The organism is Pseudoalteromonas sp. OF7H-1 (assembly GCF_022347825.1).
Lineage (GTDB): Bacteria > Pseudomonadota > Gammaproteobacteria > Enterobacterales > Alteromonadaceae > Pseudoalteromonas > Pseudoalteromonas maricaloris.
In genome coordinates this window covers 35,513-60,707 of the sequence record NZ_JAKRFX010000012.1, presented here as the reverse complement: position 1 = coordinate 60,707, position 25,195 = coordinate 35,513, and the positions used below count along the sequence as shown (strand labels likewise).

The 25,195-nt window shown below is 44.2% G+C and carries 19 protein-coding genes and 1 pseudogene; 7 read left to right on the top strand and 13 right to left on the bottom strand.

The features are described 5' to 3' along the window. Nucleotides 1-77: 77 nt before the first annotated feature. The 3 genes from MHN30_RS15315 to MHN30_RS15305 form a co-directional block, all read right to left on the bottom strand. Nucleotides 78-863: a putative DNA-binding domain-containing protein gene (locus tag MHN30_RS15315; RefSeq protein WP_239360215.1), complete on the bottom strand. Its 786-nt coding sequence runs from the start codon at nucleotides 861-863 to the stop codon at nucleotides 78-80. Then, nucleotides 856-1,686 (bottom strand): DUF692 domain-containing protein, encoded by an 831-nt coding sequence (locus MHN30_RS15310; protein ID WP_239360213.1) that lies wholly within the window; start codon nucleotides 1,684-1,686, stop codon nucleotides 856-858. Before MHN30_RS15310 ends, MHN30_RS15315 begins: the two co-directional genes overlap by 8 nt. An 85-nt stretch (nucleotides 1,687-1,771) precedes the next feature. Continuing rightward, nucleotides 1,772-2,221 (bottom strand): hypothetical protein, encoded by a 450-nt coding sequence (locus MHN30_RS15305; RefSeq protein WP_099031235.1) that lies wholly within the window; start codon nucleotides 2,219-2,221, stop codon nucleotides 1,772-1,774. A 159-nt stretch (nucleotides 2,222-2,380) separates the two neighbouring features. Between MHN30_RS15305 and MHN30_RS15300 the strand changes: the two are divergent. Further along, a pseudogene (locus tag MHN30_RS15300) lies at nucleotides 2,381-2,596 on the top strand (hypothetical protein). Between the two features lie 183 nt (nucleotides 2,597-2,779). Further along, nucleotides 2,780-3,238: a DUF2846 domain-containing protein gene (locus tag MHN30_RS15295; protein ID WP_130165872.1), complete on the top strand. Its 459-nt coding sequence runs from the start codon at nucleotides 2,780-2,782 to the stop codon at nucleotides 3,236-3,238. Nucleotides 3,239-3,310: 72 nt separating this feature from the next. Here MHN30_RS15295 and MHN30_RS15290 read toward each other — a convergent pair whose 3' ends face one another. After that, nucleotides 3,311-4,303 carry a helix-turn-helix domain-containing protein gene (locus MHN30_RS15290; RefSeq protein ID WP_130165873.1) on the bottom strand — a complete coding sequence of 331 codons (993 nt, stop codon included), beginning with the start codon at nucleotides 4,301-4,303 and terminating at the stop codon, nucleotides 3,311-3,313. Further along, on the bottom strand, nucleotides 4,303-5,211 hold the full coding sequence (locus tag MHN30_RS15285; RefSeq protein ID WP_130165874.1) for a diguanylate cyclase: 909 nt from the start codon (nucleotides 5,209-5,211) through the stop codon (nucleotides 4,303-4,305). The genes MHN30_RS15290 and MHN30_RS15285 overlap by 1 nt, the downstream gene beginning before the upstream one ends. Nucleotides 5,212-5,561: 350 nt before the next feature. Between MHN30_RS15285 and MHN30_RS15280 the strand changes: the two genes are divergently transcribed. The 3 genes from MHN30_RS15280 (at nucleotide 5,562) to MHN30_RS15270 (ending at nucleotide 11,322) form a co-directional block, all read left to right on the top strand. Continuing rightward, complete coding sequence (locus MHN30_RS15280) at nucleotides 5,562-8,351, top strand: TonB-dependent receptor (RefSeq protein ID WP_239360211.1); 2,790 nt, start codon at nucleotides 5,562-5,564, stop codon at nucleotides 8,349-8,351. A gap of 165 nt (nucleotides 8,352-8,516) precedes the next feature. Beyond that, nucleotides 8,517-9,776: a metallophosphoesterase gene (locus MHN30_RS15275; RefSeq protein WP_130165876.1), complete on the top strand. Its 1,260-nt coding sequence runs from the start codon at nucleotides 8,517-8,519 to the stop codon at nucleotides 9,774-9,776. A gap of 139 nt (nucleotides 9,777-9,915) precedes the next feature. Next, nucleotides 9,916-11,322 (top strand): hypothetical protein, encoded by a 1,407-nt coding sequence (locus MHN30_RS15270; protein WP_130165877.1) that lies wholly within the window; start codon nucleotides 9,916-9,918, stop codon nucleotides 11,320-11,322. Between the two features lie 76 nt (nucleotides 11,323-11,398). Here the strand turns inward: MHN30_RS15270 and MHN30_RS15265 are convergent, their stop codons facing one another. The 5 genes from MHN30_RS15265 to MHN30_RS15245 form a co-directional block, all read right to left on the bottom strand. After that, on the bottom strand, nucleotides 11,399-12,001 hold the full coding sequence (locus MHN30_RS15265; protein WP_239360209.1) for a hypothetical protein: 603 nt from the start codon (nucleotides 11,999-12,001) through the stop codon (nucleotides 11,399-11,401). 33 nt (nucleotides 12,002-12,034) lie between these two features. Next, on the bottom strand, nucleotides 12,035-12,976 hold the full coding sequence (locus MHN30_RS15260; RefSeq protein WP_239360207.1) for a hypothetical protein: 942 nt from the start codon (nucleotides 12,974-12,976) through the stop codon (nucleotides 12,035-12,037). A gap of 13 nt (nucleotides 12,977-12,989) precedes the next feature. Then, nucleotides 12,990-16,898 (bottom strand): hypothetical protein, encoded by a 3,909-nt coding sequence (locus MHN30_RS15255; protein ID WP_239360205.1) that lies wholly within the window; start codon nucleotides 16,896-16,898, stop codon nucleotides 12,990-12,992. Beyond that, complete coding sequence (locus MHN30_RS15250; RefSeq protein WP_239360203.1) at nucleotides 16,895-17,920, bottom strand: DUF4150 domain-containing protein; 1,026 nt, start codon at nucleotides 17,918-17,920, stop codon at nucleotides 16,895-16,897. The genes MHN30_RS15255 and MHN30_RS15250 overlap by 4 nt, the downstream gene beginning before the upstream one ends. A gap of 233 nt (nucleotides 17,921-18,153) precedes the next feature. Then, the gene (locus MHN30_RS15245) at nucleotides 18,154-18,369 is read right to left on the bottom strand and encodes a heavy-metal-associated domain-containing protein (RefSeq protein ID WP_239360201.1); all 216 of its coding nucleotides are present in this window, start codon (nucleotides 18,367-18,369) and stop codon (nucleotides 18,154-18,156) included. 176 nt (nucleotides 18,370-18,545) lie between these two features. On the opposite strand from MHN30_RS15245, the gene MHN30_RS15240 reads away from it, so the two are divergent. Continuing rightward, nucleotides 18,546-20,924 carry a heavy metal translocating P-type ATPase gene (locus tag MHN30_RS15240; protein WP_239360199.1) on the top strand — a complete coding sequence of 793 codons (2,379 nt, stop codon included), beginning with the start codon at nucleotides 18,546-18,548 and terminating at the stop codon, nucleotides 20,922-20,924. A gap of 5 nt (nucleotides 20,925-20,929) precedes the next feature. Next, on the top strand, nucleotides 20,930-21,340 hold the full coding sequence (cueR, locus tag MHN30_RS15235) for a Cu(I)-responsive transcriptional regulator (protein ID WP_010369762.1): 411 nt from the start codon (nucleotides 20,930-20,932) through the stop codon (nucleotides 21,338-21,340). Nucleotides 21,341-21,418: 78 nt separating this feature from the next. Here the strand turns inward: cueR and MHN30_RS15230 are convergent, their stop codons facing one another. The 3 genes from MHN30_RS15230 to MHN30_RS15220 are packed head-to-tail and all read right to left on the bottom strand — an operon-like array spanning nucleotide 21,419 to nucleotide 24,891. Next, nucleotides 21,419-22,714, bottom strand: coding sequence for a pyridoxal phosphate-dependent aminotransferase (locus tag MHN30_RS15230; RefSeq protein ID WP_239360197.1), 1,296 nt, complete (start codon nucleotides 22,712-22,714; stop codon nucleotides 21,419-21,421). A gap of 49 nt (nucleotides 22,715-22,763) precedes the next feature. After that, nucleotides 22,764-23,972 (bottom strand): cysteine desulfurase family protein, encoded by a 1,209-nt coding sequence (locus tag MHN30_RS15225; protein WP_239360195.1) that lies wholly within the window; start codon nucleotides 23,970-23,972, stop codon nucleotides 22,764-22,766. A gap of 58 nt (nucleotides 23,973-24,030) precedes the next feature. Further along, nucleotides 24,031-24,891 (bottom strand): hypothetical protein, encoded by an 861-nt coding sequence (locus tag MHN30_RS15220; RefSeq protein ID WP_130165885.1) that lies wholly within the window; start codon nucleotides 24,889-24,891, stop codon nucleotides 24,031-24,033. Nucleotides 24,892-25,195 lie beyond the last annotated feature (304 nt).

Here is a 25,195-nt window from a genome sequence, read left to right as displayed (position 1 = left end):
TGGCTATTGGAAGTGAATTCAACGCAGTTAGCGCTAAAACTGGCTGCTAGAAAGGCATTAATTATCCGCAGCTCAGGTTATATAGCAACTTTAAAGCCACTAAACCATCCCAAGTTAAGCCCTTTTTGCAGTAACTGCATCACCATTGCTGTGCCTTGTGCTAAATCATCACTTTGCTCAGCCGCGTATTCACAGACAAAACTAAACGGCAGCGCGTTCTTCATGCTTTGTAGACAAGCAAATTCGGCTTCCGTTAACGAGTGATACCCAGTGCGCATATCGCGCTCTCGGGCGAGTATCCAATAGTTCGGTTTTGTCGACACTTCAGGGACCGCTGTACTGTTCTTTAACGCTTGCCAGCAGTCAACCGCATTATGTGTAAATCCCAATAAATGAACGCTGGGGTGAAAAGTAAACTGCAAGTTTGGAAATTGTGCTGCTGCAATTTTTTGTAGGTGCACAAGTCCCAATTGAGGCGCATCTTCTGCGTCAAATACACTGAGTAATGTACGTTCAAATTGTGCGATTTCAGTGAGAATAGGGTAGAGCTTAAATGGCTCAAATTGGCTTAAATATTCAGGAAGCGAATCGCCAAACTGGCGCAATGAGGTCGAACACGAAGGAAAGTGCTCTAGATAGCCAGAAAACATCTCATCAAACAGGGCATCACCCAAATAAAAGCCAAGCATTTCATGATCTTGTTCTAACACTTTTTTTAATCTGATGTGATAAGCATTAGTGTATATTTGTGCGCGTTGTGCGACATTTAGGCCGCTTTGATATTCAATTTCAGCTATTAATTGGCTGTCATCGCCTTTTAGCATTGCAATAAAGGCGAGTTGCAGCGCGGCGAGATCAGCCATATGTTCTCCAACTGCTAGGGGCTATTCCTTTGGCCAAGTTCAACTCTTGTAATAATCCCGCGAGTTCAGGAAAGTTATCATCACGTTCAATCATGGTGTTAATAGGGGATCTGTTTTGAGTGTATTGGCGATACAAACTCCACACCTCTTCGCAAATAGGTTGGTCGTGCGTATCAACAATATGTGTCCCAAAATCGCTATGACCAGCCAAGTGAATTTGTGCGACCGCTTGTGTTGGTATGGCGTTTAGGTAAGTCATTGGGTCGAATTTGTGATTGCGCGAGCTTACATATACATTGTTAATGTCGAGCAATAACTGGCATCTGGTACGTTGGTGCAATTCGCTCAAAAACGCCCACTCTGTCAGTTCAGATTGTTTGTAGTTTAAATAACTTGAGACATTTTCGAAGATCATTGGGCGCTCAAGGTAATCTTGTACTTGATTGATTCTTGCGGTGAGATGTATCAGCGCTTCTTCGGTGTAGGGAAGTGGCAATAAATCATGGCTATTAAACTCGCCTAAGCTGCTAAAGCAGAGGTGATCTGACACCCATTCGGGTTCAACCCGTGCGATGGTGCGTTTAAGTTGCGCAAGGTAATTCATATCTAGGGGCGAAGTACTGCCTATCGACATCGATACTCCGTGCATCACAATGGGGTAGTGTTCTTTAATCTGCGAGAGGTAATACCAAGGCTTGCCGCCGTCGACAAAGTAATTTTCAGAGATAATCTCAAACCAATCTACTTGGGGTCGGGTGTCGATAATAGCGTCAAAATAACACGTGCGTAGGCCAAGACCAAAGCCCAGAAAGGGTACTGACATAATTGCGCTCTTTTAATGCATTGTGCGTGTTTATCTATTGCAATAATAATCTTGATAGATAAACACGCGCCGAGGTAAAAGCTTATTAGCTTTTCGCTTTGCCACCAATATCAGCACAGGCCTTTGCTGGCATGCTGACAAATCCAGTCCCTTTGCAAGAAGCGTGTCCCGCACAAGCATTACTTGCGGTTTTACAATCGTTATGGCCTCCGCAAACGTTGACATCGTGGCAGTGCACGAGGTCGGCCTTTGCGACACTGCCAACCCAAGCGTCTTTTTGATTGCCACCGACATCACTACACGCTTTACTCGGCATGGCAACAAAGCCAGTGCCTTTGCAAGAAGCTTGTCCTGAGCAGGCATTACTCGCTGTTTTACAATCGTTATGTCCACCACAAACATTGACATCATAACAATGCACTAAATCTGTTTCAGCTGTCGCAGCTTGTGCACTCGTGGAATTGTTCTCTGTGCTATTACAACCCACTAAACCCGCTACCATCATCGCCATCGCAGCGCCCGTTAATGCTTTCATGTTTTTAATCCTCTTTGTTATCTATTAACGTGCTTAGCTTCGGCCAAGGGGCTGCTTATCTTTCAAGTTTGTTTTTGCAGCAGTTTGATTGCCATTTATACAAGGCAGAGCCAGCGTAGCATAGTTGTTCTATGTAAGTCTGGCGATAACACAGTAGAAATGCCAATCAAGCGCTGCCCTTCGGGTTCACCTGAGTGTGCTTCGTTCTTTGTTGCTCAACTTTAGCTTAGCCCACTATGCGGCAAGTCGAGCGCCGCGATCAAAACTCACTCAGGAGAACAAAAATCAAACAGCAAAGGTAAGCAGCCCCTGGGATTATCGAAACGCAGTCACGTTATAAAAGACCTAGTAACCGCAAGATCCATTTCAGTGTAGAAGAAAAAATGACAATCTAACCGAATAAATGATCATTAAATTTGCTCAGGAATGCTTCATGCTCTATCTACGAAAAACCTGTTTACAGTTTATTACGTTTGTGTCGAGGAAGTTATTGAGTCAATGAAGCTTACACACTATCATTGCCGGCCAAAAAAATGATAAAGATCAAATGGAGTAGTAATGATCAAAAAACTAAGCGCGGGTATTATCGCAACGTTATTCTTTGCCGGTTGTAGCTCAGTTCCTCTTGAAACAAAAGAGCTTTCTGATAAAGCAAAGCAGTATGATGCACCGAAAGATGGCATGGCTGGTCTATACATTTACAGAGACTCAATGCTTGGTGCTGCGCTAAAGAAAGACGTTTGGGTTAATGATGATTGTGTAGGTGAAACTGCACCCAAAGTTTTCTTTTATAAAGAAGTGGAAGGTGGCAAAAAACATAAAGTGTCTACTGAATCAGAGTTTTCACCCAATGACCTATTTGTAGAAACAGAAGCTGGTAAGCATTACTTCATTGAGCAGTACATAAAGATGGGTGTGATGGTTGGTGGCGCTAATCTAGAACTGGTTTCTGAGGAACAAGGTAAAAAAGCAATCAAACCGCTTAAATTAGCGGTACAAGGTAAATGTAGTAAGTAATATAACTAAATTTACTCTCTTGTCGAGGCTAATATCTTATTAGCCTCCTATATTCATTTACTTCTTTAGCTTTTACACTTTACGAAAGTAAGAAGGCGTTAATCCCGTCCAGCGCTTAAATGCGCGGCGAAAATTAGTGATGTCGCTAAACTGTAAAGCGGTTGCAACTTGTTCATTGGAATAGCCTTGCTCAGTCACATAAAACATGGCTTGTTGACGATGCAGTCTGTCTTTTTCGTTAATAAAAGTAGTCTGATGTAGCTTGAGTTTACGTTTAAAAGTTGCAGCGCTCATGCCCATCATTTCAGCGATTTGCTCACTATGATATTTAGGATATTTTAATTGTAAGCGATGCAATTGGGCGAGAAATCCACGCTGTGGTGAGGGCAAGGTTTTTAACTGCCGAGCCACTAAATAAGGAAAAGTGCCAATTTGCTGCTGAGCTAAAGCTTGGTTACTCATTACAACGGCAAAATCACTGTGATCAAAGCTGTAAGCTAGGTGTATATGGCTCAGGTATTGCGCGACTTGTTTTGGCTTTGTATACGGAAACTGCAATGTTAATGTGGTTTCTGGGCTGCGCCACTTAAGGTAGCCACAACAAAGGCTTGCCATTGTTTCGCATAAAAATCGCGTGACCGCAGGCTTACCTTCTGCAATGGCGGGTGAAAACAGTAAATGGCAGCTTGTTTCTGTCTGGAGTTTTCTAATGTGGTAAAAAGGCAATATATCCAAACCTTTAAGCAGTAGAACTTTGAGTAATTGCTGTATGTTGTGGCAATTAAATAGCAGCTCGGCATGGTGACTGATCAGCGTATTAAGTAGGTATTGGCCGTAAATAAAACTGACTTCCTGACAGCTCGCCTGACTGACAAGGTTGCTTACTATTGTTTCAAACTGCTCATAACTAATGCAGGTTGGATTAGCGTGCAGATCGGTATAAAACAATTTACTGCCTTTCAAAATGACGTCTGCATGTACACCGTGCTGGAAAGCCAACTCCACCAAGGGGAGTGCAAAATAGCGACTCGCAAGTTGTTTTGTTTGGCACTCAAAATAGGACATTAAGCCGCAGCTACCTTGGTCTGATTCAGCTCGTTCACAAGCGCTGCTATCAGAGGTTCAAATTCACAGTGTTTGTCATCAACTTCGATACAGCTCCATCTCACTGCACTATATTGCGGCTGGTTTTCACCGTCATCATAGTTGGCATGGCGGGCGATAAATTCGGCCGCACGGTTAGCAAAAGCTTGGGCTTGAATATGGTTGGTTTGCGGGTGAACGACCACAAATTTATCTGCTGCAAAACGACATAGCAGATCACTCTCTCGCATGCTCAAAGAGAGCATATCGGCAATATCGCGCAGTAACTGATTACTTTTTTGCAAACCATGCTGGCGAGAATAAGCGGCAAAATCACATATATCGAATAGTGTTAAGCAAAATGGGCTATTGCCATTGGCAAGGCGGGATTGTTCGTGGCGAACCTGATTTTGCATATACTCAACGCTGTAGAGGCCGGTGACAAAGTCGGTCATGCTGTGGTCACGATAAAAACGCTCTTTTTTCATTAAGGTTTGATTGAATATGCTTTGTTCTTTGTACCAGTAATAGGCTGAAATACTCATCAGCACCATGCCAAAGCAAGCAGGGATCGCTTCAAAACTGGTTAAATAATGGGGTGTGAACACCACCATCTCATCTAAAAAATCCCACAGCATAGAAACATACATGGCACTCAACCCTGCAAACAGTAGGTTAGTGACGAGTCCTTTTGGTCGAGTGAGCAAGGTCACCGCAATCCAAATCAGTGTCATCAGCGTGAGGCCACCTTCACCAAGGCTATCGAGCCAATTGACGTCCGACAGTGGTCGCAGTACTGAGGTATAGGCCGTGATGGTAATGGCAACCAGTGTGAGTATAACTAGTAGCAACCACCGCGATTGATGAAGTAAAAAAGGCTGAAGTTTCATGTTTGTTGTCTAGTCAAAATGTAGAGCGATATAGTAAAAATTTGCGCTTGGTGCTGATAGGGTCAATTTAGCTCAGTAAAGGCGATGTTTTTATGACAAAAACCGCAACACTTTTGCATAGCTGCAGCTAGCAAACCGATTGTTATTCAGAGTTCAGGTTAAATATCGTTGCCAAAACCCCAAGCGCTGGGGGGTCATATCGGCTCAAATTCACGAGTTCGGCCGGCATAAACGCCCTGTTAAAGGCTGCAGCGCACTCAAGTGAAATAAAAGCGTCACGTTTTCGCACTAGGGTAGCCGCGACGTTTTAGCGGGGCGCTAAAATTCTACTCAACCTGTGCGAGCAAATAATGAAAAAAAATCTACCGACTAGCTTTACACTTTCTGCCGTTGCGATGATCTGCGCTGGACTGACGTTAAGCTCAGCTGCAAATGCTAACACCCTAACAGGGCAAGTCAGTTCCGTATCACAAAAGAGCCACTTTCAAGGGGCTAAAGTGGTGATCAAAGAATTAGATAGAACCCTTATCTCTGAGCGAGATGGTCGCTTTACCGCAACGAATGTCCCAGCGGGTAATTATACGCTTGAGATAAGTTATCTTGGCGCTGAAACCGTGACTAAAAGCATCACAATTACTGATGACCAAGTCACCGATGTTCAAGTACAGCTTGGTTCTCAAACGGGCCAAATGGACGATATTATTGTTGTAGGGCAAAGAGCTGGACAAGCAGGTGCATTAAACCGACAAAAAAATGCTCTGTCACTTAAGTCGATCGTCAGCGCGGATTCCATCGGTCAGTTGCCGGATCAAAACGCAGCAGAAGCACTGCAACGTCTGCCTGGACTTTCTATTCAACGAGATCAAGGTGAAGGCCGTTTTGTGGCAATTCGTGGGATCGACCCAAATCTAAACAACGTCACCATCAATGGTGCCAACGTGCCTTCTCCTGAAGCGGGCGTGCGCTCGGTGGCGATGGATGTCATCCCAAGTGAGTTAGTGCAAAGCCTAGAGGTGAGCAAAACGGTCACACCGGATATGGACGCATCAGCGGTGGGCGGTAGCATCGAAGTAAAAAGCCTCAGTGCTTTTGACCGAGAAGGGCAGAGCTACAGCGTAACGTTACAAGCGTCACACAATGAACAGGTGAGCGAGACCAGCCCAAAAGCGTCGTTTAGCTTCACCGATATTTATGCCGCAGGCAAAGAGGTGGAAGTTGGGGTTGCAACGGCGGTATCTTGGTTTGAGCGTGAGTTTGGTTCTCATAATATGGAAACCGATGGCGGCTGGATGGAACTAGAAATGGACGATGTGAACTCAGGAGAAGAAGTGAGCTTCTTTGGTGCTGAGGAAATGGAGCAGCGCCACTATCGTATTACGCGAGAGCGTTTAGGGGCGGCACTGAATCTTGATGTCCATCACAAAGGGTTTAACAAATACTACTTACGCATGCTCTACAGCAAGTTTTCTGACGATGAATTTCGTCAACGCAATGAGTACAAGTTTGACAAAGGCGATGTATTTGCCGATGAGCTAAGCCAAAATGCGGCCTATTTCTCAGGTGCAGAAATGGATAGAGATACCAAAGACAGATATGAAGAGCAAAGCATTTTATCTGTGGTTTTGGGCGGCGAAAACTTAGTGCAGGATTGGTTTATTGAATACAGTATTGGCTACTCGAAATCAGATGAAAGCGAGCCAAATCGCTTGGATACCTCATTTGCTGGAGAAGACTTTGCGCTAGGGTATGTACTGGATGGTAAGACACCCACGCTTGCAGCGGATGAAGCTTCCCAGCAGCTTAGCAATTTTGAAATCGATGAAATTGTCTGGGAGAACAACCTAAGTGAAGATGAAAATACCAGCTTTAGACTGGACTTAACTAAAGACTTCATTTTACTTGGTCACAATGCGCAAATTAAATTTGGTGGTAAATATGCTGACCGTGAAAAGTTTAACCGCGTTGACGCCAAACTATATGACGGCGGCTTTGATGACCTAACGGCGAAAGACTTTGCCGCCAATGAGCCTGAGTATGATCTCGGGGCCTTTGGTCCGGGTTTAAGTCGCGGCCAGATCCGCGACTACTTCTACAGTAATCGCAGTGCCCTTGAGCTAAACCAGCTTGAAACTGACATTGAAACACAAGGTCGCTCATACACCAGTGAAGAAACCGTCACCGCGCTCTATGCCATGCTGACGGTCGACATTGATAAACTCAATGTTATTGCGGGCTTTAGATACGAAGACACAGATTATGCAACGAGTGGTAATCGTGTTGAACTCATTAATGATGAAGTGAATGACGTTGAACGCGTCGAGATCAACCAATGGCAAGTTGAAGATAGCTACGACCATTTATTACCAAACTTAACATTACGCTATGAAATCAGCGATAAACTGATCACTCGTTTTGCCTATACACAGACTCTTGCGCGTCCAAGTTTTGAAGATGCAGCAGCATTTCAAATCATAGAAACAGAGACCACAGAAGATGATGGCGAAGTTGAAATTGAGCGTAAAGCCGAAGTCGGAAACCCAGACTTAGACCCATACAAGTCAACAAACTATGACTTCTCGGTAGAATATTACCCCGGCGCGATTGGCGTGTTATCTGCAGGCGTTTTTCACAAAAACATCGATAATTTTATTGCCAAAGCCGAGGTGCAAGATAACGGTCAGTGGCAAGGCTATAAAGAAGTTATTCAAAGCGTTAATGGCGGCGCCGCTGAACTGACAGGGGTGGAGCTTGCGTACACGAAGAACTTTCAAAACGGTTTGATGTTCTCAGCTAATGGTACATTTATTGACGCAGATGACAATCTACCAAACCAATCCGACACCGTGGGCAATCTGATGTTTGGTTATGAAAATAGCCAAATAAGCGCAAGGTTAAGTGCATCGTACAAGAGCAAAAGCTTTTTGTTTGAAGAGAACAAGCAGCGCGTTTTCCAAGACGACCATCTGCAACTCGATTTCAGCATGAAGTACTTTTATACCGAGCAAACTCAGCTTTATTTCAACGCGATCAATTTAACCGACGAGCCGATGAGCATTTATCAAGGCGACACTCGTTACAACTACCAATACGAAACCTATGGTCGTTCATTTGAGCTTGGAGTAACGGTAACGTCCTTCTAACAGAAAAAAGTAGAGGTGGGTGTCCTTGTAAAAGCACCCACCGTATCGAGCTAGGGTATTAGCAGTATTAGCAGAGCTGTATTAGCAGGACACCGAGCTGTATTAGCAGGACACCCACCTTATTTATATGCAGGAGGATGCAGTGGTAACACTGTGTTGGTAACAATGAAAATAACATCAGTAGCTTTACTATTCGCGCTTAGTGGTGCAGCACAAGCCGCAGAAAATATTAACTTTCTGGCCTTTGGTGATGGAGGCTATCACCCAGATTATCCAAAAACAAAGCACATTAAATCACCTAAAAATAAGGCCGAGTTTATTGCTGCTGAAAAGGCGGATTGGTTAGAAGAGCATCGCCCGCTCGAAGAGTTCAACCATGCGCCTATCTATGTTTATCCGGGAACCGAAACCGCAACGGAGGAAACCGGTGCGTTGGTGGTTGGACAGGCAATGGCCTCTTTGTGTGAGAAAAAGCCATGCAACTTTGCTATTCAGCTTGGTGATAACATCTATCCTGACGGTGCGGCGGCTAACGATGGCAAAGACGACCAAAAACGTATGGATGACTTGATTCTAGGGCCGCTAAAGCCACTCCTTATTCAAAACCCAGAGTTGGTTGTGTACTCAGCATTGGGCAACCACGATTGGAAGACGTCTCGTCGCGGCGTGAAATTACAGACCGAGTGGATGGCTAAGCAAGCTAATTTTCATATGGATGGCAAAGGTTATTACAGCTACACCTTTGGTGAGAAAGGCAATAACGTCGAGTTCTTTGTGCTTGATACCAATATGTTGCTCTCTGGTCAGCATTATTACGAAATTCCACTAAAACCGGATGGTAGTGAACAGGGACTGGCAAGTGCACTGGCGAGTGGTCAAGCCGAAGTTGAAGACATTGAAAAACATGAGCAACCTGTCAATGGGGAAGATCATAGGCAATTGGCTTGGCTTGCAAATGGGCTTAAAAACTCAACCGCAAAATGGAAAATTGTATATGGACACCATGTACTTTGGTCGATTGGTGGCACCAAATATGACGAAGCTCATGTATTACGCCGCTTAATCTTACCCGAACTATGTGAGTATGCAGATGCATATATCGCAGGCCATGAGCATGATTTGGAACTGTTAACGGACGACTGCTCACGTGTACTCCCTGGAAACACAAAGCCTAAGTTACCACTTATTATCAGCGGCGCCGCATCAAAAATGCGCGGCACGCATACACCGCTTGCTAACTATCAAGAAAAGCGTTATCCAGAGTACGACCTAGTCTGGAATAAAGCTTTTACTTGGGGCTTTGCGCATATCGAATTAGACAACCAAAAAGACATGCTCAATGTGTCGTTTTACTCAACACCAAACGATTTAAGCGGTCAGCTGGTGCCAGAGCAAAGCTTTAGCTTCGCTCACCGCAGTAAGTAACGGATCAGCAGGCGATAAACATGCGGTTTTAAGTATTTAAAAAGGGTGAAATACAGATTAAATGTAATGCTGTGTAATTGATAACTTCCGTTTTGATGAACTAGATTTAACAGGAGTTTTACATCTTAAGGAAAGCATCATGCTACCGTCATCAATTACACGCACTAAACTCCAACTACTTGGAATGTCATTATTGCTTGCTACAAGTACACTGGCTGCGCCAAGTGCGCTTGCTTACTCGAACGATACTTCTTGTAAACCGAATAACGATTGGTTTGGCAGCCCTGTGCCAAACCCTCCTGAAGGTGCAAATAGTCCGTTTGCATTTAAAGATGGTAAAGATCTCTCGACAAACTGCGATTTTCATCAGTGGTCGTGGAATAAGTTTCTTTATTTAACGCAGCCTGACAAGCGTGCTCCTGGTGGCTTGTTGATGTTTGGTTCTGGGTTTTGGCAGGTTGATAATGCGCTAAAACCTTATTTTGCCCCATGGAATGATTTATTAAATCCAACCGGACTTCGCCCCGCAAATGTGTTGATCCTTGAAGATATAAATCAAGCAGGATCAGATGGTGTTATTTACAGCAAGTTTGGTGGGACGCCCGTACATTATTCGATCCACGTTAACGATACTTATATGAAGTCAGCAACCTCCCACCCTAAAGCAGATAGCAAAGCTGAATTTGCTGTGGGGTCGGTTGAGTTAAAGGTTGCTTGGATGGATGTCAAAGCGCTGCAGCAAGTCTATCCAAAGCTTGATTTAGCTGAGCATTTTTATATTCGTAAAGCGGTTTACCAAAAAGACAATAAATATAGCGGTACGGGAGAAGTAGCGCTCGTTGGCATGCATGTTGTCGGTGTGGTTGAAAATCACCCAGAGTTTATTTGGGCGACGTTCGAGCATAAATTGAGTGCACCAGATTACTACAGCTCTGAGGGAAAGTTTAAGAAAAGCACGGCTTACTTACAGCAAGATAAAGTAGTGAGTAATAGTCACGATCTGCTATTTTATCGGGGCGGAACTGAGGTGCAAAATGCACATTTAACGTATCCAGCTTCTGAAACTACGACCAACACGTTTCGTTTATATCAGTACGGCGTGCCAAACGGCAATCCATATATAGCGGGTAATAACCCTGAGCTGGTGGGGAGTCAGACACAACAAGCTCAAGATGAAACTAACTTCAATAATATTACTGAACTAAATAGCTTAGTGAATGTAAAACTGGAACAAAAGAATCCAGTTTGGAGTAACTACTTTTACGCCGGATCAATCTGGCTGAGCACGCAAGATTACGATTTTGCAAATGGCATTAGTGGCAATATCGTGGGTAAGGGAGCCAACGAGGCGTTACGCGGCTCATTGGCAGTTGCCAATATTACTATGGAAACTTATACCCAAACTTTCAGCGATGTCACTGGCAGCGAGCCACAAATTAAACCAGCTAACTGTTTCAGCTGCCATGGTATAAGTGCAGGTAAATCAACGATGCAAGTAAGCCATATTTACAATAACTATTTGAAGTTAATGCAAAAGAGTCAGTAAGTCAGGTTTCCTGAATGCGCACAGGCTCAAAATAGTAAGCCACCGATTTTAGCGGTGGCTTATTACTTCAAGGAGTTTAATCAATTTGCTTTGTGGGTTGCTTTATCTTTTGCATTAGAAAGAACAAAAGTCCTATAAAAACGATATTGATGAACGCCATGATAAGGGCTACTTGATCCTCTGAGTGCCCGCGAAAGTCAGACAGCAAATCAGCAAAGATAAATAGGCTATAAAACGTACCTGCTACATTTAAGCCCCATCCTACAAAACGGGATGTCTTTATAAGCTGAGTGTAATCGCTAAGCTTTGCCATAATAAAGTGATACCCATACATCACACCAACGGCTGCCATCATTAAGCCGACAGCTGCATTGTCGCCTCGTTTATTTAAATAATATGCATCGAAACATAAAGCACCAACTGCAAAGATGCCTATCAAAATAACAATGGCTTTAATCAAAAATTCAGCGACTGGGTTGGGCTCTCGCTTTGTTGAAACTTGAGATCTTGTCATCGTAACTTGCTGACCATTCCGTATTACTTGTTGCGGCTGTTGTTGATAAGCTTGACCATATTTGGGTTGTTGATTTTGCACACTCACATCACTGATTGCACGAGTGGGCGTTCCTTCATCTAGAATATGCCCAACGCATTTCTTAATTAACTTTTTTATTGTCACAAAAACTCCTTGTTATAGAGATTAATTCGAGTATCACCAAAACTCTTTATCTAGTGGGCGGTTATTTTTTAGGTCATAAAAGGGGGCTTGTTTTACTAAATCTTCACCTAATATTTGAATATGGTCTTGGTGGTCAAGATAGGGGCTTTCTAGCGTTTCTTGCCAGCCTTTATAAAACGAACTTGGTATGGGCTGAGTGGTATCCATAAAACGGTGAATTTCACTCCACAGCTGCACGCTGCTGTCCATATCCTTTGGCTCCCAATCGGTTGAATAAAGTGTCTGGCGCTTAAGTGTTTTTGGGTATCGCAGTGGGGCTAAAAACGCCAAGTTATGCCTCACACCTTTACCCGAGGAGACCTTTACAATATACAGTTCAACTTCATCAAGTGTTAACGAGAAGCTCCCTTCATTATTGCCAATGGGAAATGTGACGAGGCCGGTATTTCGGAAGAAGTCTACCCGTAGTATCTCAGATGTATGGTGTTTAATTCTGTGAACTCGATAAAAAACGAAGCTTGCAAACGCCACTAACCCAATCATAAGGTAAAGGATATGAGGCTCAGACTCTTTCAGATATACGGGGAGACAAACAAGCGCAAATATTGAGGCCATATAAGCAAAAACGATATTCGCAAGTTTCCCTGCTCGCGCAAAGTCAGCTCCGCCTAATGCGATACGTAGGTTCGATGAGAGCACGTTATTATCTTGCAAGACAAAGTCTGCTTTACTATTTACAGCCACTTTTTGCATGCCTTTACTAATGTTAAAGTCTCGTGGTATCGAGTCCTCTATTTTTAGTAGCGGTGTTTCTTCTATTGGCCGATCATGCACTACCTTATCTACAGGTGCCGAGGGAGTTAACGTTTGCGTCTCCTTTTTACCCTCAGTTTCCATCACCTTTTCAACAATTGTTTTTACCAAAATAGCTATAAAAGCGAGAACTGATTGATTGGATTTTAACTTGTCTCTCATGGGTAGCCTTTAGTTAATTTAGGAGTCGCTGCAACACACCAGCAGGGCTCATGCCATAATCTTCGATTTCGACGTTAATGACTTGCTCAGCCCAAAGATCTGGCTTATCTATCTTTCCTTCTTCGTCTCTTTCTGACGCAGGTAACTTTAACTCTTGAGATGAACCTGAGTATATTGTTGCTCCTTTACCTCTAGGATATTTTCGACACCGCATTCTAATTTGAATTTTAGAATGATTGAATTTATCAAAATAGGGATAAAGAGCACTTTCTTCAAATTCAATAATTAAACCCGTTAAACTAGAATTAACGAAGATATTGGTATTTTGCCAAAAGTAATCCAACGCCGTTTGAGCTTGTCCTGTGGGTGCGACAGCAATTAATGAGCTCCAAGGTTTTCCAGCTAATAGTGGGCGAATGTCCAGCTGAATGTCTAAGTAACCAAGCTCTGATTCTGGAATATGACCTGGTATTTGCACATTAAACTTTGCAACTTGGAACTTGCCTTTGGAGGTTACCTTGTCATATATCCGAGAAGGTGTGTGTAATTGTACAACAGATACGTCGCTAACTATTTTTGGAGAAAATAACTGATCATAGAGACTATGAAGTGCATATTCAGGGTTTGTCTTCCAGCAGTAATAGGGGTTGTCACCAAACCAATCACGCTCGCCACCACCATATGCGTCACTGCCCCAAGGGCACGCTTTAATCCAAGCTTCTAGTGGTTCATCGCGTAATAGATAATAAATACCATACCCAAGTAATACCAGAATGAGTCCTACATAGCCCAGTTTACTCATGGGGTTTAAAATAACGCCTCTGGTGATCGTGGCAAGTATGGTTGGCGCGGTTTCAACTGCTAGCGCGACAAAGCCTGCTGTTACAATACTGAGGCCTGCAGCGCCACCAGAGTCACCGCGTTTAAACGCGTAATAGGCATCAAAGCCTGACAATCCGGCACTATATGCAGATGCTAAGAGGTTTAATCTAGCTGTCCATGTAATGATGTTTGCTTTTTTTGCAAACTCAGGACCAAACTTACGAACGGCGCTGAGATTTCCTTTAGCCATTTTGTACTGTTGAAATTCTTGATATTGGCGCAGGCTAGGTAACCCAACTTTCATCTCTGTGACCATTGAGAGAGTAGAGAAATGAATCGCTGCTAGATCAGCAATACTACCCATGAAGTCAACGAGTTTTCTATCTCCACTCATATCCCAATTCAAAAAGGCTTGTCGAAAGTTAGCGACTTCAAAGATATATACAATACCGAGTATACCCGCCATTCCTCCCTTTAATGACTGCCCAGATACAGACTCGGTCACAGCCGCATTTTGCCATTTTTGTAAGTTTGCGAGCCTATCAGATAACTTTTTAAGTGTTGCATGTTGATTATCTAGCTCTGTTGCATACTGTTTTGCCTCTTCTACTGCCGCATCGTATATCGCTTGTGCTGTTGATTCTGCTGACTTGGCTGAGACATCAGCACCAGTAATTTTTATCAAATATGCAATGGATTTGTTTTTGCTTTCAATCGTTGTGATGGTTTCCGCTTGATTGAGAGACTGGGTTAGAAATTCAAGTCGTTTGTTTAAATTTAGTACGTCTTCTAACGATAGTTTGAGCTTAGAGCCTCTATATCCAACGTCTATTTTGCGTTTATTACTGCCGCGAATAATTTGGTTGAGTTCTTTAATTTGCTTTTCTGCAGCCAATTTTCGAGACTGAGGATCAAGTGGCATATACCCTTCAGGAAAATTCCCGTTGAGGTAATCTTGCACTCTCATTTCCACTTCAACTAGGTACCCAGGTGCTGAGATATCGACCAAGCGCATCAAAGGTTGCAACACGTCCGCTTTTGCATCAATGAGCTTTGCAAACGGATACTTCTTCCAAGCATTGTTTACCTTCACAAAAGAGTTAACCTGTTTTCTAGAACGACTGACGGCAACTTTTGCTTTAGCAAATTTAGCCTCTAACTCTCGTAGACGCGCACGTTCCTGTTCTAATTGTTGATCAAGCTGCGCTCTGCTCATTCCATGTTCTTGCTCTGTTAAGTTTTCAAGTACACTCTTCTTATACTCATATTCAGCACGCTTTTCTTGTAACTCTTTAAATGCTTTTGCTTTTTCTCTTTCAGCGTTGATAAGGGCTTGTTCTGACTGCGCTATCTCATGTTGTGTTGCATCCATTGCCTCACGAGTTTGGGCCTTTTGTTCCCCAAGCGTTCCCGGATGTGTAGAGAGGTTATAAGCGGCCTCTGGAATTTCGAATAAACTGCCTGCTAAACCCATAATCACTTGGGAGAGGCGGCGCCCCATTTGCTCACTCTCTTCTTGTGGCAAAATGGCTTCTTGAGCATGGATCTTTTGTATTTTGGCGCTAGTTAAAGGCAATGCAAAGCGATCATATTCCGCCTTTTCGTAGTCGTGTAGTTTGTCGCCTGTGGGCTTTGGAAACAAAAATTGGGTGATTTGCTTAGCTGGTTTTGTCGGGTGTTGACCCAGACATTGCAGGATAAAATCTTGCCCCTGATAGCCTGAACTTAACTCATGCCAAAACTCTTTGTCTGTATTAAGGTGTGCAAGCGGTGCGGCTGGGTGAGGCTTTAACGCGAGAAATACATCGGTGACTAAGTCGTATGCTTCAAAGAACCTCAGATCTGATTGGTAGGCATAGTCTTTAAAGCACTCAGTAAAACCTGCACTAAGAGATTCTTGATTTAAGAACTCGACTAGCTCGTCAGAGATTTCTGCAATGCGACGAGCAAGTTTTTGGAAGGCCTTTTCTTCCAAAAACTTGAAGAATTTATCTTCCTCTAAATGAGAAGTGCGCCAGTCCTTTAATTTATTGGCAAAGTCGACGGCGTCTTCATCAGATTCTACAAGAGTCTCTCCACTGCCTTGAATTTCAATGTCTTTATCTAAAATCGAATCGGCTTGATGGTAAAAAACCTGCACCATAAAGCTGGCGAGTTCATACTTAGCTTGTTGTTGCAGATCAATTTTACCGGTTGCACTATCTAACCCTGATAATTTGTTGAGTAAATGCTGAATATCCGTGGTGAGATCTTGAATTTGTGAGATGAAATATCGAGCCACATGGATCCCGTCAAAAATCGGCACTTGGGCGATTTTATCGCGTTCTGGAAGATGCAGCTTTTGATGAAGTGTCGGGGTGTTAACTACTTTGCCTTGGTCGTTATAGCCTGTGGCAAATTGCCCTAAGTTATCCAGCTTCGTCATGCGCTGTGCTCTGAGCGCTGCTGCATCTCCTGGGGCAGGGCTATGTCTTTCTTCGTCAGCGAGTGGTGTGCCGGTATTTAAGCGCGGATCCTGTTCATTAAAACCGCCAAACAACAAGATCTGTTCCCACGACCACTGTACTTCAGACCATGCGATTTCTACGCTTACTTCGTTGCCATTTAATTTATGCGGGACGAGAATGCTGCTGGTTGGCTTACAGGTTGCTGCACGCGTGCCTTGCGGTCGAGTGTTTGGCTTATTGGCCGACTTTTTCCAACTTAAAAAGCCTTTTTGCCAATACAAATTTACATCTGAGAATAGCGCCGGAGCGTCAAAGTCTTCAGGTTCGATAACTTGTAGTTCACGCCATAAATAGCCATCGACATAAATATAGATAAATCCGCTGGTTACCGGAGAGGCCGATTGTAGTTGTTGTTCTGGCGTGTCGTATAAAAATGGATAAATGTGCACCAGCTCAATGTCGGCATCGCTGCTTTGTTGGTCTACCGTGTTTGAAGTGTAAAGGGGGACCTTATAATAGCCTTCTTTCGTGCCATCAACCGAGGTGTCTTTGAGCATCAAAGACACCACTTCTTTGTCGCTTGCATAGCCCTCAAAAACAAGTTCTCTAAAATTACCGTTAGCATTGGTTTTGGTTGGTAAAGTGTGGCTCATCCTATCTTCACCTCTTCATCGCTTGGTTTACTACTGCCCGACACTTTTATATTGATCTTATTCGTACCGTCTTGGCTTAGTGGTTCTGCGCCAATTACTACATCAAGGCCTGCAGGAGTGGCACCACCGGGTTGGTTTAATGGTGCGGGGGGCGTATTTTTATTATTAGATACCATTAAATCTCCCTGCCTAACCGCCGGTTTTCCCTCGATGTAAACATCAAAGCTGCCTTGCAGAAACTCTGCTTTTTTACCCAATGTTCGACTAGCGATACCTTTTTTATTACCGGGCTGGTCTCCCGTACTTTTTGAAAAGTTAGACTTGATATTGGCTGCACCGTTACCTTGAATTTTTACTGAGCTGGCAACGCTTGCGGTGTCTGATGAGCGGGCGATGTTGCCATAAGGAATAGGCACAACCACTTTGCCTATCTTAGTCAAACATACGTCTACTGTGCTTAACACACCGCCGCTGCCACTATGCACAGCGGTTCTACCGTTAATGAGAACATTGGTATTTGAAACGATAGCTGCTTGTCTGGCTTCGGCTTCAAAATCTCTGGCAACATCACTCTCAGTTCCTACTTGCCAACCCAGTTTAAGGGTTACCAAATCTAAGAATGCTTGTGGGTCGCTAATTGGCAGATTGACATCCATTCCCGTTATTGGCTCAATATGCGGTAGAACAGCCGTTTGGTTTTGTTCATCCCATTGTGGTGGGTCGATGATGTAGTCAGGAATAAACGCATTGACCATTTGGCCTAAGGTAAAATCGCCGTATTTGGCTCTTTCGATTTCTTCTAAAAAGGCTTGCTCACCCGCAGCACGGTCGGAAAATATCGCAATACGGTAGGCTTGTCCCAGCGCTTGATTTCGCTTTGCACTAATATTCAATGGCAGTAAGGCTGGATTGTTGTGCCGCCAAGAAGCAGAACCTGAGGTTCGTAATTTGGCAGTTTGCGCGTCGACATTGTATTGCACGCTCTGGGCTTCGCTGCCTGCACCGGCGCCGATAAAGCTCATTGTGTTGTCCTTAAATTATTCCTTTAGTCGCAGTTGTATTGGTTTTATCTAATACAAACGGCGTAATTGTTCCGCATAGTCTGCGCTTTGTCAAAGTGTGAATTATTGTGAGCGTTTATTAACGTGAGCTGTATAAAACAAGTACGAGTGGCAATGAAGGTGGAAGTGAGTGGATAAACCACCTTACTAATGCAAAGTGGTTTGGGTCGACTTGGATTGATAACTTCTGGGAGTTAGGCAAAGCTTTCGTTGATGAGTTCTGCGCTATAGCCTGCGTCGGCAATAATAGTGATGATCTCGTCTTCTCCTTTGGTGCTTGAGATTTCAACGATTTTATCATCGAGGCGGACATTCACTTGCGCTTGGCTATCAGCCGCTTGCATTGCTTCTGTGATTGCTTTTACGCAGTGACCGCAGACCATTTTTTCTACTCTTAGTCTTAACATCATTATTTCCTTTGTGGATTAAAGTGTTTGCACTGTGAAGCTTCCCTTGATGGTAAGGTCAACTACTATTTAACAATAAGCTTCTGTTAGATGAATGAACAAACAATTTTATTTGACCTTACCATGAGGGTAAGGGTTAGTGTCCAAAAATGAGAGTTAACGCGTTTGCGGAGATAGAAATGGACAAGGTAATAAAATTTAATGTATCGGGCATGACATGCGCCTCGTGCGTTGGCCGAGTTGAGAAAGCCTTAGAGAAAGTGTCTGGCGTTGTCAGCGCCAGTGTTAACTTAGCCTTGGAAGCGGTGTCTGTTGAGGGCAGTGCGGAAGTGTCGGCGTTGGTGAGTGCGGTTAAAGATGCTGGCTACAAGGTCAATACCAATGAAGTGCAATATCAAGTTAAAGGCATGACTTGCGCGTCTTGTGTGAGCCGAGTGGAAAAGGCGGCGCAAACATTACCGCAGGTAATTAAAGCCGAGGTCAATTTAGCGACTGAAAAGCTAACCTTAACTTTAGTGGCAGAGTTACCGTTCGCTGAAATCGAAGCCAAGCTTAACGACGCCGGTTACACTGTGGTACAGCCACAAGCAGACCCTGATGAGTCAAGCGAACAAGTGGCAGCAATTCCCTTTTATCGCGCTGATTGGTTCCCGGCAGTGGCGTCACTGACGCTCACCTTACCTATGGTGTTACCCATGTTTGCCATGTTGTTTAACCAAAACTGGATGCTCCCGGCGTGGATGCAATGGGCATTGGCCACGCCTGTTCAGTTTTATTTTGGTGCGCGTTTTTATCGTGCAGGATGGGGAGCAATAAAAGCGGGGACGGGGAATATGGATTTGCTGGTGGCCATCGGCACCAGTGCAGCGTATGGCCTGTCGCTGTATTTGTGGTGGACATTCAGCGGTGAGCATGGCGCTCCACATTTATACTTCGAAAGCAGCAGTGCTGTGTTGAGTTTGGTGCTGTTGGGCAAGTATCTTGAACACCGAGCCAAGCGACGTACAACCAGCGCCCTTAAAGCGCTTGAAAGCTTAAGGCCAACATCGGCTATGGTCTGGCGTGATAACAGTTGGCAAGAAGTCCCAGCTGCGGCAGTAAAAAGCGGCGAACGACTTTTGATCAAACCTGGTGAGCGTATACCGGTTGACGGCGTTGTGGTTGAAGGCCACTCACAGGTAGATGAAGCGCTTATCAGCGGTGAAAGCGTGCCTGTTTATAAAGCACAAACAGATAAAGTTACTGGTGGTTCGGTGAATCTTGATGGCGTGCTTGAAGTGGATGCAACCAGTGTTGGCGCGGAATCAACGTTGGCAAAAATTATTCGTTTGGTAGAACAAGCACAAGGCGCGAAAGCACCAGTGCAAGCGTTGGTGGATAAAGTGAGTGCGATATTTGTACCTGCGGTATTGGTGATTGCACTCATTACATTTTTTGCATGGGGGCTAAGTACTGGAGATTGGCCAACAGGTATTCTGAATGCGGTGGCTGTTCTTGTTATTGCTTGCCCGTGTGCGCTTGGTTTAGCAACACCTGCCGCGATTATGGCAGGCACTGGCACTGCCGCGCGTTATGGGATCTTAGTAAAAGATGCTGGTGCATTGGAGCAAGCAACTGCCATCGATATGGTGATTTTTGATAAAACGGGCACGCTTACGGTGGGCAAACCTGAGCTTAGCAATATGCACACTTTTACGTATCATCAAGACGATGTGTTACAGCTGGCGGCATCGTTACAGCAATACAGCGAACACCCGCTTGCCAAGGCTGTGGTAAACAAAGCACAAGAAAAGCAATTATCATTACTTCCTGTAAGCGACTTTAAAGTGGTAGCGGGTAGAGGCGTTAAAGCACAATACCAAGATAAAACAGTCTATTTGGGGAGCGGTTTTTGGATGCAAGAGTTAGGCTTAACTTTACCTGCGCTACCAGAAGAAATACCCGGTGCTTCTTTATCTTGGTTAGTAAGCCAAAATAGTGAACTGAGCAGCGAGTTTTTGGCGCTATTTTACTTTACTGACGAGCTTAAAGCTCATGCCTATACCGCGGTCAAACAGCTTAAGCAGCAAGGGATCAAAGTTGCAATGTTGACTGGAGACAGCCAAAGTAGTGCACAGTACAATGCTAAATTGCTGGAACTGGACGATTATAAAGCGCAAGTACTGCCAGAGCACAAAGCTGAGTATATTGCTAATGCCCAACAGCAAGGTTACTGTGTGGCAATGGTCGGCGATGGGATCAATGACGCCCCAGCGCTGGCACAGGCTGATCTGGGTATCGCAATGGCTACCGGTACGGAAGTGGCGGTAAGCGCGTCGGCAATGACGCTGATGCGTGGCGAGCCAAACTTAGTGGCATCTGCTTTAGCGATGGCAAAATTAACCTATCGCAAAATCAAGCAAAATCTATTTTGGGCATTTATCTTTAATGTCATTGGCATTCCATTGGCAGCACTGGGTTACCTTAACCCTATTTTTGCAGGTGCGGCGATGGCGGCCAGTAGTTTACTAGTCATTAGCAATGCGTTGTTATTGCAACGTTGGCAACCAAAGGAGTAAACGTCATGGAAAAACTGATCACAATCGGCGAAGCCGCGCAGCGTACTGGGCTCTCGGCAAAGATGATCCGCCATTATGAAGCAAGCGGGCTACTAAAGTGCAGCAAACGAAGTGAAGCGGGTTACCGGCTGTACGACTCGCAACAATTACAATTGCTAGGTGTGATAAAGCAAGCACGCAAATTGGGGTTTCCTATTGCGCAGATCCAATCTTTACTCGATTTGTTACAAAACCCAGACCGTACTAGCCGTGAAGTCAAATCGATAGCGCAGCATCATTTGAATGAGATTGAACATAAAATCAATGAACTTCAGCAAATGCGCGAGACCTTGAAACAGCTGTCGGACAACTGTAGTGGTGACGAAAATGCAAACTGTCCAATTTTAGATGGGCTTTGCCAAAATAGCCTAAAGTAGCCGAAGGTTAGAATAGCCAAACGTTAAAAAGCCAGTCTTCAATGATGAAGACTGGCTTTTTTGTTGTGCAAAATAGCGCTAAGCTTCGAGTAATTGTCTTGACTGAGTAAGTGCGAGCAGTGCACTTTGTAATCTTGGCAGCGCCGCTTCAATTTCACTCGGTGAAATCGTACAAACGGCAGCGCGATACCAAAGCTGTGACGCTTTAGAACGACAGCCGAAACTGGCGAATGGCACCAGTGCTAATCCTGCGCTATCAATTAAATATCGACTGACATGATCTGCATTTTTGAGTACGTTTCCATCGGGGGTTTCCATATTGATGGCGTCGATCTTCAAGGTCATATAAATGCCGGCATTTGGTATAAATGAATCGATTGCTATGCCTGCGCCTTTCATATCCTGAACACCCTGATGCAGTACCGCCATTGAGGCTAGTATTTTTTCTTTAAAGCCGGCTAAATAACTTTGTAGATAGGCTTCATTTTGAAATAACACCGCGGTGGCAAGTTGCTCTGCCGTCGGGGCCATTGCACCTATATGTTCTTGGATCACCTGCATTTTTGCTATCACTTCGTGTGGGCCTGTCGCCCACCCAACTCGAATACCTGTTGCGGCAAAAGCTTTGGTGCCAGCATCAACCACAATTAAGTAAGGCTTGATATCTGGGCAAAGCGACGCCGGATGATAATGCTTAACCTCTTGCATTGTCAGCATCCAGTACACTTGGTCGTAGATAACATAGAGCGGTTTGGCGTTTATCGTTCTGCGGCGCACGTTTTCTGCGACAACCATGTTGCAGATTTCACCGAGCTGTTGCTTTGAAAACATGGAGCCATTAGGGTTTTGTGGTGAGCATAAGGTGATAAGGCGCGCATCAGATATATGCGCTTGAAGTTGTTCCGCGGTAGGTAAAAACTGATTTGCTTCGCTGGTTTCAATTGGCACGTGCTTGCCACCACACATGGTGGTGTAAAACATGTTATTCCAAGAAGGCACAGGGTAGATCACCTTGTCTTCTGCGCCCACTGTGGCGAGCATCGCAGAATACAGCAAAGGTCTTGCACCGCCAGAGATCAGCATCTCCGTATCTGGTTTATAGCTGACGTTAAAGCGCTTTTTAGTTTGTTTTGCTACCTCATCGCGAAGTGATAACACCCCCTCAAGCGGGGGATAATCATTTTGCTTGTTCTCGTAAGCTTGTTGGATCTGTGTGGTAAGGTAGTCGGGCATCGGAAATTGTTGCGTGTCAAAATCTCCAATGATCAAATCACAAATTTCTTTCCCCTTTGCAAGCTGCTCCTGCACGTAAAACTCAAGGTGAATAATGTCCGAGTAATCAAGTGCATTGGCTAAATTTGATAGGTTTTCCATTGTTATATTTTTCTCCTTAAGTATTTGTTCTGGAATAATTTAGTATTATTTAAACGAATAAAGTTAGCGCTGCGACTTCTCTAACTTTGTTGAGTGCGAAGTCAATTTCGGCTTCTGTAGTATGCCTGCCTAGGCTAAAGCGTATGGTTGCCTGTGCCAGTTCATCCGAAAGCCCAAGTGCGGTTAATACGTGGCTTGGCGATAGGTTGCTTGATGAACAAGCTGAGCCAGTACTGACTGAAATGCTTTTCTTTAATAAGCTCAGCATTTTTTTACCGTCGGTGTCATGAAAAGAGACGTTACAAACATGGGGGAGTCTTTCTTCGCTCATGCCATTGACTTGCACCTGTTGCAGCTCCAGTAAACCATCTTCGAGCTTGTCTCTTAGCTGCTCAACTTTGTCAATTGCGCCATTGCTCAGTTCTCGCTGTGCAAGTTCCACAGCCTTGGCAAAACCAACAATGCCAGGCACATTTAACGTGCCACCACGTAGCCCTTGCTCGCTTCCACCACCGGTGATCTGCGGTCTAATATCAACCACTCTATTGCCATGCTGATGTCTTAAATACAGGCCGCCAACCCCTTTAGGGCCATAAATTTTGTGTGCCGAGCAAGTTAAAATATCAATAGGGCAAGTGGTCAGATTGATATCGACCTTGCCTAGCGCTTGTGTGGCGTCAGACATAAATAGAATGCCATGTTGCTTTGCAATAAAGGCAATGTCGTCGATTGGATTAATGGTGCCAATTTCGTTATTTGCGTACATCACGGTGATTAAAATCGTTTCAGGCGTGATTGCGGCCTTCATTGCGTCAATATCAAAGCTGCCATCTGGTAGCGGCTCAAGATAAGAAACGCGAGCGCCTTCATGTTCTAGATCTCTAAGTGTTGCAAGCGTTGCTGGGTGCTCAATCGACGAAGTAATAATGTGTTTGCCTTTGTGATTACAAGCACGAAACACGCCGCGGATCCCTAAGTTGTTGCTTTCAGTCGCGCCAGAAGTAAAGATAAAATTTTCAGGTTGTGCGCCAAGTGCATCTGCAATTTTTTCACGCGCTTGCTCGACCGCTTTATGGGCGTTCCAGCCATGTAAACCATACATGCTCGCAGCATTACCAAAGTCGTTACAAAAGTAAGGTAACATGGCTTGTAACACAGCTTCGTCGCACGGTGTTGTGGCGTTATGATCCAAATAGATAGGAAAGCGTAGCGACGCTTCCGTGGTGGACTTACTCTCTAGTGCTGTAATGAGTGACATAAAAAATCTCCGTATAAAATTGGGGCAACAGTCAAATTGAAGCGGATAAATGCGTGCGTTACGCTTCGCAAGCTTCGGCTAGGGTGCTGGTTTGGGTGTTAATGGAATAATCTTCCATATCAAAGTCAGACAAGAAGATATTGGAGATCTTAACGATATTGTCGCCAAGGCTTTCGTCTTGTAGGAAAAGTCCTAATGCTACTTCAGTACCGTTCACGACTTTGTGAAAGTCATCCATTTCAGAGAAGTCCATAATGTGGAATACCCCTGCCTGAGGGTTCATTTTCAGTGCTTTTTGGTATGTATCTTTATAGTGCTGCGCCATGATAAGCGGGCATTTTGCAGTCCATATATCCTTATCTTTTGACTCAGCTAAAACGATGTCTACTCCCTTACTGTTTTCAAATAGAATTTTAGTTACACCGTTGCTCGTTGCGAGTGACAATTGTGGGAAACTTGCTAAATCTTGCGAGATAATTTTACGTAAAGATTGGATCCCACGGTTTTTACAATTGCGCTCACCCTGAAGTACTAAGCGGTCGCGTTTTACAATGCTGTAATCACTTAATACGGCTTCTAGCTCGTCAGGTAATGGCGCAAGCCCTTGGCTGTCGGTGGCCATTGCTGGGGATGCAGAAATATCACAAGACTCACTACCACACTGTAAGCCCAGATCGTCTATCAACACGCCAAGCACCACTTTAAGTTTTTTCTTGTGCTCTAGAATCGCGTTGTTCGCGACATTTAACACCTTTACCATTGAATCTATTGAGAATTCGGTAGCGGAATAACGCGGATCAAAATGCCCACCTTCTAGATAAAAGGCGGAGACAGTCGGGTAGTGTTCAGCGACATCCATACGGATCATCTCTAGGAGCTTTTGCTCTACTTTTCCAACCATTTTTTCTTTTAATTTCATTTCGTTAGTCTCTATCTGTAGTTGTGTTAAAGGTGTTTAATACCTTTGAGTAACGGCCTAATTAGTTTGTTTACCGACAAGCATGTGCCAAAGCGGTAACGCACGAAGTAATTAATTTCCATGCCCTACTAACAAAGTGAGGTTAATAAAAAGTCAACTTCACCTTAAGGATGAATCTGCCAAGTTAAATAACTGTAAAGATTGCCACGGTGGTAAGGTCAATGTTTGTTTGCGTAAAAATTGAGTTTTTTAGAAGTTTTTTTGTGAAACTTTCATTTCAATTGTTTTAATCGAGTCAGCGCCA

Bases quoted from the DNA above. Each gene is read 5' to 3' on its own strand.
- MHN30_RS15315 (WP_239360215.1), bottom strand. From the start codon at position 863: ATGGCTGATCTCGCCGCGCTGCAACTCGCCTTTATTGCAATGCTAAAA.
- MHN30_RS15310 (WP_239360213.1), bottom strand. From the start codon at position 1,686: ATGTCAGTACCCTTTCTGGGCTTTGGTCTTGGCCTACGCACGTGTTAT.
- MHN30_RS15305 (WP_099031235.1), bottom strand. From the start codon at position 2,221: ATGAAAGCATTAACGGGCGCTGCGATGGCGATGATGGTAGCGGGTTTA.
- MHN30_RS15295 (WP_130165872.1), top strand. From the start codon at position 2,780: ATGATCAAAAAACTAAGCGCGGGTATTATCGCAACGTTATTCTTTGCC.
- MHN30_RS15290 (WP_130165873.1), bottom strand. From the start codon at position 4,303: ATGTCCTATTTTGAGTGCCAAACAAAACAACTTGCGAGTCGCTATTTT.
- MHN30_RS15285 (WP_130165874.1), bottom strand. From the start codon at position 5,211: ATGAAACTTCAGCCTTTTTTACTTCATCAATCGCGGTGGTTGCTACTA.
- MHN30_RS15280 (WP_239360211.1), top strand. From the start codon at position 5,562: ATGAAAAAAAATCTACCGACTAGCTTTACACTTTCTGCCGTTGCGATG.
- MHN30_RS15275 (WP_130165876.1), top strand. From the start codon at position 8,517: ATGAAAATAACATCAGTAGCTTTACTATTCGCGCTTAGTGGTGCAGCA.
- MHN30_RS15270 (WP_130165877.1), top strand. From the start codon at position 9,916: ATGCTACCGTCATCAATTACACGCACTAAACTCCAACTACTTGGAATG.
- MHN30_RS15260 (WP_239360207.1), bottom strand. From the start codon at position 12,976: ATGAGAGACAAGTTAAAATCCAATCAATCAGTTCTCGCTTTTATAGCT.
- MHN30_RS15255 (WP_239360205.1), bottom strand. From the start codon at position 16,898: ATGAGCCACACTTTACCAACCAAAACCAATGCTAACGGTAATTTTAGA.
- MHN30_RS15250 (WP_239360203.1), bottom strand. From the start codon at position 17,920: ATGAGCTTTATCGGCGCCGGTGCAGGCAGCGAAGCCCAGAGCGTGCAA.
- MHN30_RS15245 (WP_239360201.1), bottom strand. From the start codon at position 18,369: ATGATGTTAAGACTAAGAGTAGAAAAAATGGTCTGCGGTCACTGCGTA.
- MHN30_RS15240 (WP_239360199.1), top strand. From the start codon at position 18,546: ATGGACAAGGTAATAAAATTTAATGTATCGGGCATGACATGCGCCTCG.
- cueR (WP_010369762.1), top strand. From the start codon at position 20,930: ATGGAAAAACTGATCACAATCGGCGAAGCCGCGCAGCGTACTGGGCTC.
- MHN30_RS15230 (WP_239360197.1), bottom strand. From the start codon at position 22,714: ATGGAAAACCTATCAAATTTAGCCAATGCACTTGATTACTCGGACATT.
- MHN30_RS15225 (WP_239360195.1), bottom strand. From the start codon at position 23,972: ATGTCACTCATTACAGCACTAGAGAGTAAGTCCACCACGGAAGCGTCG.
- MHN30_RS15220 (WP_130165885.1), bottom strand. From the start codon at position 24,891: ATGAAATTAAAAGAAAAAATGGTTGGAAAAGTAGAGCAAAAGCTCCTA.